The following is an 8418-nucleotide window of genomic DNA, read 5'->3' as shown; positions in this document are numbered from 1 at the left end:
AATTTGATTGATAGATTTTCCGAAGATTACTTCATTGCGCGCGGGTGTGCTTCCTTTTTACAAAAATTTCAATTCCTTGAAAGATGCCCGAATGATTTCAGACCACATTCCTATTTGGCTAGAATTTTCGGTACATTAAAAAATCATTGGAATCTAGTTTGAGGTAATCTCTTGTTTCATAACATACTTATTAATCATATAATCCGTCATTGGCTTCAATGGTTTTCCGGTTTCAGGATTCATTCCATAAGAATTAAAATAATATAATTTACCTTTAATTTTGCTGTACCAAACCAAGGGTTGGCCATTTTTAAAGAATAATGTTTGTTTATTTACTTCAATTTTTTTAAGATTTATTATGCCTTCATTAATGGGCATTATATCGTTTTGAGAAAGAATTCCTTGCTTTATCCCACTACAATCCACCGTTTCATAATGGTCTTTATGCCATTGCATGCATTCTTTTTTTGGAAAAAATTCTTTTTTTATCATGTAGACAGAACCAAGAAGCAAAAGTACCAGCACTACTACCCTACCCATTACCCTTAATGAAATACTCTTAACAGGATTGTCAACTTGCGATGTAGTTCCTAATAATCCATAAAAAAAAGTTTCAATGCCTTGGATTTCTTCCTTCTCTTCGGATATTACTTCTAAATTAGTATTGCCATTTACTTTTAAATATTTATTGAAAGGTCTTGGCTGGTAATCCACTAAAATGGATATTAAGTTTAAACTTACTGGATTCGTCTTCCCCGATTTTCCTTTTAAAAAGTTAACTACGGCTCTAAACTTTTCAATATCAAAATTTTCTATCGCTTTTCTGAGCATGGCTCCTTCTTGAACTTGAAAGAAAACCCTAAATATTTCTTCATCAATGTTAGACAATTCATTTTCTAAAAGTAACAAACATAAATTTCTTAATTGTGCTGGTGAAGGATGCAATAAAAAACTGGAATAAATTCCGTTTTTAGAAACCTCATATTGTTGTTTAACCCCTGCTACAAATCCTTCAAAAGTATTTTTCATTAATCAGTTTTAAATATTAAACGGAATTCATCGGAAGTATCGGAATTAACGGAATTCATTACTACTACTCCAATAGTATCGACAGTTCTTTGTCTCAGAATTAGTTTCTGCTTTGATATGCATAAGAAGCAAATGTACAAAACTAGTTCTAAATTAATGTGCTATCAGAATCCAGAAATAGCCGGGAAGTAAACTTCAAGCGGTTCTGTTTAGCACATTAAACTTCCCGAAAAAAAATAAGGCATGGTTTACAAATTATTCGAATTAAAAACTCGAACAGCCATGCCTATGTCTAATATTTAATTCAAACCAAATGAAAAATAAATTGAATTTAGCTACATTGATAGCTATAGGTTTAGTTGTAGTATCCTGTTCAACCGACAGCGTTGATAATGACACCTCTGCTCAAAAACAAAATTATGAACTGAATACAAAAAATACAGATAGTATTCCTATCGTTAAAACTATTTTTGCTGGTGATGATGGTGTAATAAATCCAACCAAACCAAAATAACAATAGCATAAGTATTACAATTGTAAAAAAATAGTATTTTAGGGGAATGAAACACAACCGATTTTATTCCCTTTTTTTATTCCTCTTTTTTTTGATATGGATTACGTCCTGTGATCAAAAGAAAAGTGCCGTATCCGCGGAAAATTTGTTGGCGATTTCGAGAATAAATCATTGCTTAGAACGAGCAGAGTCAGATAGTTTATCCAATACGCAAAAGCTGGAATATCTTAATCAATCTCTAGCTTTGGCTAAAGAATCAAATATAGACTCCCTTATTTTAAAGACTTCTAATGAAAAGGCTGAGTTTTACAACTCCTGTTATCAAGATAGTGCTTTTGCTGTTTTAAAGGAATTCGAAAAAATGGCCAATGCTAAAAAAGACACCTTGTATATTGCCCATTCCCTATTAAATCTTGGGGAATATTATTCTGCTTTAAAACAAAACAAGACTGCTTTTAGTTATTTCAATAAATCAAATATTCAATTTAAAAACTGTAAAGACAGTAGTAATATAGTGTATTCCTTGCTGTTGATGTCAGGAATTTTAAAAGAAAAAAGCGATTATTATGATATGGAAGCCGTTAATACTGAGGCATTAAAATTCATTAGTCCTACTGATAAAAACTTAAAACACAATTACACTTGCGTTTATAATAACCTAGGAGTTGCTTTAAAACAAACCTTTGATTACGAAAAATCGCTACTGTATTACAAAAAATCCAGACAATATGCAGAAAGTGATTATGATAAAATGATTCTGGAAAATAACATTGCTGCAGTTTATACTTTGAACAATCAGCCTCAAAAAGCATTAGACATTTTATTACCCTTAGACCAATTAAAAAGCAAAGAAAAAAACGCGAAAATAAATTCCCTAATTTCAAACAATATAGGTTTGACATACCTAAAACTGAATGACTCCAAAAGCCTAGACTATTTTTTGAAAGGAGTAAACATTAGGAAAGCCGAAAATGACACCTATGGTTTAATAGCCTGTTACGCCCATTTGGCGAACTACTATAAAACCAATAAAAAACACTATTCCCCTTGCAAAAAAATATGCTCTAAAAAGTTACGAAGAGGCTACTAAATTGGATGTGGTTGAAGAAAGATTAGACGCATTAAAACTATTAGCTACCACAAGTTATGGGAAAGAATCGAGTGACTATTTAAAATTTTATTTCAAATTAAATGATAGTCTTTCATCCGAAAAACAAAAAAATAAAAATCAATTTGCCAAAATAAAATATGATTTTAGTGTCCAAATGGACCAAAATCAAAAATTAAAAACACAACAAATTGAAAAAAATTTAAAATTAGCCAATTCAAATAATCAAATATTACTATTACTAATTCTTGGACTGATAGGAATTGGAAGCACTATTTACAGATTAAATTATATAAAGCAAAAAAGCAAAAAAGAAATCCTCCAGGAAGGATATAACACCGAGACAAGAATTTCGAAACAACTGCATGACGAATTAGCAAACGATGTGTATCACACCATGACTTTTGCCGAAACACAAAATTTGGTCGATGAAAACAATAAAGAAATACTTCTGAACAATTTGGAGTTAATTTACAAACGTACTCGAAATATATCAAAAGAAAATAGTAGTATAGACACGGGAGTTAACTATGAATTACATCTAAAGGAAATGATTGCGGATTTCAGCAATAAGGAAGTAAATGTTTTGATTAATGGGATAGAATCAGTCCCTTTTCTTATGATGGAAAACAATAAAAAAATTATTATTTATCGCGTTTTACAAGAATTGCTAGTCAATATGAAAAAACACAGCCAATCTAGCTTTGTTGCCATTTCATTCAAAAAAACAGACCAAAATATCAATATAGAATACTCCGATAACGGTGTTGGAATAGTTGAGAATGAAATAATATTAAAAAACGGCCTTCAAAATGTGGAAAGCCGTATAGAATCGATTAAAGGAAGTATTAATTTTGACAATACATCAGGGAAAGGATTCAAAGTTAATTTCTCCACTCCTCTTTAAAATAGTTACTATGTTCCGAAAAGTAATCACAACAGATGATTTAGACTCAATTAATATTGCTGTAATTCATACCTTACAGGAATTGGGTATTCAAGAAGTTCAACATGCAAAATACTGTGACGAAACGTTTTTAAAAATAAAAAAAGCACAAATTGATGCTGAACCCTTTGATTTGCTTATTTCTGATTTATCATTCAAAAATGATCACCGCAATGAAAAATTACAATCTGGTGAAGAATTAATTCGCGCAGTAAAAGTCGCTCAGCCCAACCTGAAAGTTCTTGTTTATTCTATAGAAGATAAAACACATCGCTTAAAAAATCTAATCGAAAATGAAGGAATTAATGGCTATGTTCTAAAAGGGCGCAACAGTATTCCCGAACTCAAAAAAGCAATTCAGAGTATTTACTCCAATGACACAGTTTTCATTTCTCCTTCAATTGCAAATCAAATTGGTGACAAATCCATGCTTGAAATTGGAAACTATGACATTGAATTACTAAAAGCGCTGTCCAAAGGATTTACTCAGGATGAAATTGTTCATCAATTCAAGAATAATAAAATTGTTCCTTGCGGTTCCAGCAGTATTGAAAAACGCATCAACAAACTTAAGATTTTCTTTAGAGCAAATAATAATGCACATCTCATCACGATTACCAAGGATTTGGGATTAATTTGATGGAGATATAAAAAATGGAAAATGATTATTCTAATTGACCTTGGCGGAACATTAACAAATACTGACCATCCACAATTCAAAAGAATGAAAGATAGTTTGGATGAAATCATTCTTTCAACTATTCCCGTATTTGAAGGGGCTATTGAATTTGTGAATAACCAAAAAGTCTTGACAATAAAGTAATTATTTTCTCGGATTCCCACCCGAAGTATGTTAATAAGGTAGCAACTGAATTATTCAATTCAGAATTTATTTTCTTGGCCGACAAACCCAAGTAACGCTTCTATTTAGTTTAGAGCTATTTATTTAAAATAATTTGCATGAATTTTCAATAAAAAATTATGCAATTAAATATTAGTTACTACCTTTGCGCTTATGAATAAGCTACAAGAACTAAAAAAGCATTTAAAACGAGGAAGAGTATATCGTAGAGCTGATTTATCCAAATGGTCAAAATCTGTTGACCGTCACTTGGAAGAGTTAGTTAGATATGGTATACTAAAAAAGTTATCTCAAGGTTTATACTACTACCCCAAAATAACAGTCTTTGGAGAAGCTCCTCCAGAAGAAGAGGTATTAGTACGCTCTTTTCTCAAAGACAAACGTTTTTTAGTGACTTCTTTTAATGAATATAATGTGTTGGGTGTAGGAACTACTCAACTATATAATGGTAAAACAGTATACAATCATAAACGTCATGGGGATTTTGATCTTGGCGGCAGGATGTTTTCGTTTAGAGTAAAACCTCGTTTTCCAAGCAAAGCAACACCCGAATTTTTATTAGTTGATTTATTAAATAACATAGAGCAACTAGCTGAAGATTCGAATGAATTAGTATTAAAAGTTCGTTGTAAGGCAAAAACAATGAATACAAAAAAACTAAAAAAGTCACTTTTGGAATATGGTAGCATCAAAGCAAAAAAACTATTAGAACCCGTTATATAAAACAATATGTTTGACTACTTACACAACCATAAAAACTTTCGAGATTTGCTCCGAATTATTGGAAAAAGTGAATCAAGTATTTAAAATGTTTGGGCATACATTAGCGCCAATTAAGACTAGATAATTTTTCAAGAATAATAACGCCCTCGTGGATTCTCAAGACTAATTAAATATGTTAAAGTTGAACCAAAATTTTTCCATTTAAATTATTTTTTGTTCATTTACGTTAGTACAATTGATACGTATAAAAATTCTAGTTACCCTATTGGTTACCCTATGGTAAATCAAAATTTGGGAAGCCTTGAAAACACTGATAAAAATACAAGGGTTCGAGAACCTCTTTCTCCGCGGAAAGCCCCTCAAAGACGGGCTTTTTACATTTCAATACTTTCCTTATTTTTACAAGTCCCTATATTTAGCAGTACCTCATTTTCTTAAAAGAATTTTACTAACGGAGGATATTATATAACACTATACCAAAATAACATAAATAATAAACATCAAAAATAAAGTATTTGCTTTTGAATAATTTATATAAGATGCACTTGACGATATATAAGGAATCTTATCCCTTTTTTTTTACATAATATTTTTTCTTTTTTATCCACTTGATGCAATTCTATATTTTCCGTTGTTTAACCCTAAAACATCCCAAAGGTTACTATTTTTTTGAAAAAATAATTTTATGTTATTATAATATTTCAACTCTTTTTTTTAGAATTAATTAGCCCGGTGTAAAGCATGGAAAAATTCGTTTAATTAAATTATTTTAAGGCAAGTTTATTTTTTTTTAAATCTTTTGGGTGAATGAACCAAGCTAATCTTAATTGTGTTGGATAATTTTTGGAATTACTAAAACTTTTTATGATCTCAATTACTTCATTTCACTTTTTAGCAGTTTCTAATGCGTAGCTTTTTACAAAAACTTCTTGAACTACTTTTTGGTATTGCGTTTGCATAAATTACGACCCCAATTAATAAAGCGATAACCACTTATTTTCTTAGAATTTCCTTACGATTTTTGTTTTTAAAAGATTATAATTATAAGTGTAATTTGTTGGATTTATAGCTCTATTGTTTAGTGTCCACCACTGATTTTCTCATCAAAACTAATCCCTTGATTCCTTAAAATCTTAGCTACTTTCCAAGCATAAAAAGCCAAATAGGCGAAACAGGCCACCCCAACAATGTAGCTACTTTGAATGCCAATGCTATCGGAAACAAATCCTTGCAACCAGCTTATGATTCCACCACCCATAATCATCATGATTAAAAAACTACTTCCTTGGCTAGTATGTTTTCCCAAACCGCTTACAGCTAAAGTAAAAATACACGGCCATAGCGTACTACAAAATAAGCCAACACTTGTGAAAGCATAAACACTTATCATTCCGCTTGTTGCCATTCCTGTAAACAAGGCCACAATTCCTAATGCAGAAAAAATTAACAACATTCTAGCAGGATTTCCTTTACTTGCAATATCGGCAGCAATTAAAACTAAAATAATTAATCCATAAACATAGAAAGGAGTCAAGTCGTGTTTTGCAATGGCATTAACCAGCAAGAAAACACCGAAAGCTAAATAGGGAGCAATAAATCGAAGTACCTTCTGTGTAGTCATATTATCGGTAAAAGCTTCAACCGCTCCAGTCCAACGACCAATCATTAAACTCGCCCAATACAAGGAAATATAAGGAGCAATATCGCCAATGGAAAACCCTAATTTACTTTCCATATAAGCAGGTAAATTACTTGCGGTGGAAACCTCGACACCCACATAAAGAAAAATAGCTATCATTCCCATGAGCAGTTGAGGATATTGCAATGCCGAACTTTTTGAAGATGCTGATTCCTCTGCGGATTCTTCTATTGTTTCAGGATGTTCAGGTAATGAAGAAAATTTCAATAAAACAGCTACCAATAAAAAAGCCAATCCCAATATTAAATAAGGAATTTTAACGCTTTCGATGCTCATGTCCGTACTTCCGTTTGCAGCAGCTCCAAAAATTGCGAAACTCACAATTAGGGGACCAATGGTAGTTCCAAAATTATTGATTCCTCCTGCCAAAGTCAATCGTTGTGCACCTGTTTTTATGGGGCCTAATGCAATTGCCAATGGATTGGCAACCGTTTGTTGCAATGAAAATCCTAAACCAACAGTAAATAAACCGGCAAGCATTAAGGGATAAGAGCCCGAATTAGCTGCGGGATAAAACAATAAAGTTCCTAGGGCGGAGATTACTAATCCTAAAGCCAATGCGTTTTTATACCCTATTTTGTTTACTAAATCTTGTTTCATCAATAAAGAAATCCCCATGTATATCAAAGAACCTACAGTATAGGAAATATAAAAGGCGATGGATACAAATTGACTTTGACCTTGTGTTAAATCAAAAGCTTTTTTAAAGACAGGAATTAAAATGTCATTACTGGCGGCAACAAATCCCCAAAAAAAGAAGACGATTACTAAAGGGATAAATTGTCCCCATTTGGTTTGTGAATTTTCTGATTTCATAATTAAAATTGGTTAATGGTTATTTTATTAATTTCTTTTTTTTAGCTCCCACAATTTGCAAGTTAAACAAGTCCATAGTATTAAATTTATTATTTAAAACTGTAAATAAAGAAGCAGTATATTAATTATTAATTAATTTTTAATTAACAATGAAATTTTATTGCTTAAAATCATAAAAAAATTACGACTATGCGTTATTTTGAAATCAAAGACTTGGTAATCTCTTTTCGAACTCCAAAAGGAAAAATGATGTGTAAAAGTTTAATTGGTTTTATTTTTGGTTTAGTTAAATACGCTTATAATGGCAGTGCATTATGTTTTTTTATTCGTCTAATTTATTGTTATTTTTTTTTAAATGAAATTTGGACTTTATAATACATGAGTTTGGCATTATTTTATATTTCTAAATGGTATTTACTACCCGTTTATTTAGTCAGCTCTTAAAAAGGATTGACATATACGGCTAGAATCTTTATAAAAAAAGGCTGCCCTTTCGGACAGCCTTTCTTACAAAAAAACAACTAACTATGAAATTTTATTTCTTAATCACTTTAAGGGTTTTAGTATTTGCTCCTTGCTTCACAATAACATTGTAAGCACCGGCAGCTAATCTTGAACCTACTTGAACTGTATTAGAAGTTGCTTGACGGTTTTCGATCAAACGACCCATCATATCATACACTTTTACTGTAGCTCCTTTTCTTGAAGCTTGAATGGTGAA

General features: G+C 31.3%; 9 protein-coding genes. 6 read left to right on the top strand and 3 right to left on the bottom strand.

All coding sequences use genetic code 11. From position 1 onward, the window contains the following. Positions 1-153: 153 nt before the first annotated feature. On the bottom strand, positions 154-1029 hold the full coding sequence (locus ACKVOD_RS07025; RefSeq protein ID WP_409208758.1) for a hypothetical protein: 876 nt from the start codon (positions 1027-1029) through the stop codon (positions 154-156). A gap of 313 nt (positions 1030-1342) precedes the next feature. On the opposite strand from ACKVOD_RS07025, the gene ACKVOD_RS07020 reads away from it, so the two are divergent. From ACKVOD_RS07020 to ACKVOD_RS06995, 6 genes are all read left to right on the top strand, one after another. Next, positions 1343-1543 carry a hypothetical protein gene (locus ACKVOD_RS07020; protein ID WP_409208757.1) on the top strand — a complete coding sequence of 67 codons (201 nt, stop codon included), beginning with the start codon at positions 1343-1345 and terminating at the stop codon, positions 1541-1543. Positions 1544-1634: 91 nt separating this feature from the next. Next, positions 1635-2633 carry a hypothetical protein gene (locus tag ACKVOD_RS07015; RefSeq protein ID WP_409208756.1) on the top strand — a complete coding sequence of 333 codons (999 nt, stop codon included), beginning with the start codon at positions 1635-1637 and terminating at the stop codon, positions 2631-2633. Positions 2634-2640: 7 nt separating this feature from the next. After that, positions 2641-3558: a sensor histidine kinase gene (locus ACKVOD_RS07010; protein WP_409208755.1), complete on the top strand. Its 918-nt coding sequence runs from the start codon at positions 2641-2643 to the stop codon at positions 3556-3558. 10 nt (positions 3559-3568) lie between these two features. Further along, entirely contained in the window at positions 3569-4237 is a 669-nt protein-coding gene (locus ACKVOD_RS07005) for a response regulator (protein WP_409208754.1), read from the top strand. A gap of 21 nt (positions 4238-4258) precedes the next feature. After that, complete coding sequence (locus tag ACKVOD_RS07000; RefSeq protein ID WP_409208753.1) at positions 4259-4420, top strand: hypothetical protein; 162 nt, start codon at positions 4259-4261, stop codon at positions 4418-4420. Positions 4421-4612: 192 nt separating this feature from the next. Then, positions 4613-5182 carry a hypothetical protein gene (locus ACKVOD_RS06995; RefSeq protein WP_409208752.1) on the top strand — a complete coding sequence of 190 codons (570 nt, stop codon included), beginning with the start codon at positions 4613-4615 and terminating at the stop codon, positions 5180-5182. Between the two features lie 1078 nt (positions 5183-6260). Here the strand turns inward: ACKVOD_RS06995 and ACKVOD_RS06990 are convergent. Together ACKVOD_RS06990 and ACKVOD_RS06985 are read right to left on the bottom strand one after the other, a co-directional pair. Further along, the gene (locus tag ACKVOD_RS06990; RefSeq protein ID WP_409208751.1) at positions 6261-7697 is read right to left on the bottom strand and encodes an MFS transporter; all 1437 of its coding nucleotides are present in this window, start codon (positions 7695-7697) and stop codon (positions 6261-6263) included. A gap of 535 nt (positions 7698-8232) precedes the next feature. Beyond that, the coding region (locus tag ACKVOD_RS06985; protein ID WP_409208750.1) for a T9SS type A sorting domain-containing protein at positions 8233-8418 on the bottom strand (186 nt) is incomplete at its 5' end.

It is taken from the genome of Flavobacterium sp. (assembly GCF_046155325.1).
In the GTDB taxonomy this organism is placed as follows: Bacteria; Bacteroidota; Bacteroidia; order Flavobacteriales; family Flavobacteriaceae; genus Flavobacterium.
The sequence above is the reverse complement of the archived record's forward strand: the minus strand, read 5'-3'. Positions and strand labels throughout refer to the sequence as shown.

Excerpts from the sequence above, each read along its gene's own strand:
- ACKVOD_RS07025 (WP_409208758.1), bottom strand. The coding sequence starts at position 1,029 with ATGAAAAATACTTTTGAAGGATTTGTAGCAGGGGTTAAACAACAATAT.
- ACKVOD_RS07020 (WP_409208757.1), top strand. The coding sequence starts at position 1,343 with ATGAAAAATAAATTGAATTTAGCTACATTGATAGCTATAGGTTTAGTT.
- ACKVOD_RS07005 (WP_409208754.1), top strand. The coding sequence starts at position 3,569 with ATGTTCCGAAAAGTAATCACAACAGATGATTTAGACTCAATTAATATT.
- ACKVOD_RS07000 (WP_409208753.1), top strand. The coding sequence starts at position 4,259 with ATGATTATTCTAATTGACCTTGGCGGAACATTAACAAATACTGACCAT.
- ACKVOD_RS06995 (WP_409208752.1), top strand. The coding sequence starts at position 4,613 with ATGAATAAGCTACAAGAACTAAAAAAGCATTTAAAACGAGGAAGAGTA.
- ACKVOD_RS06990 (WP_409208751.1), bottom strand. The coding sequence starts at position 7,697 with ATGAAATCAGAAAATTCACAAACCAAATGGGGACAATTTATCCCTTTA.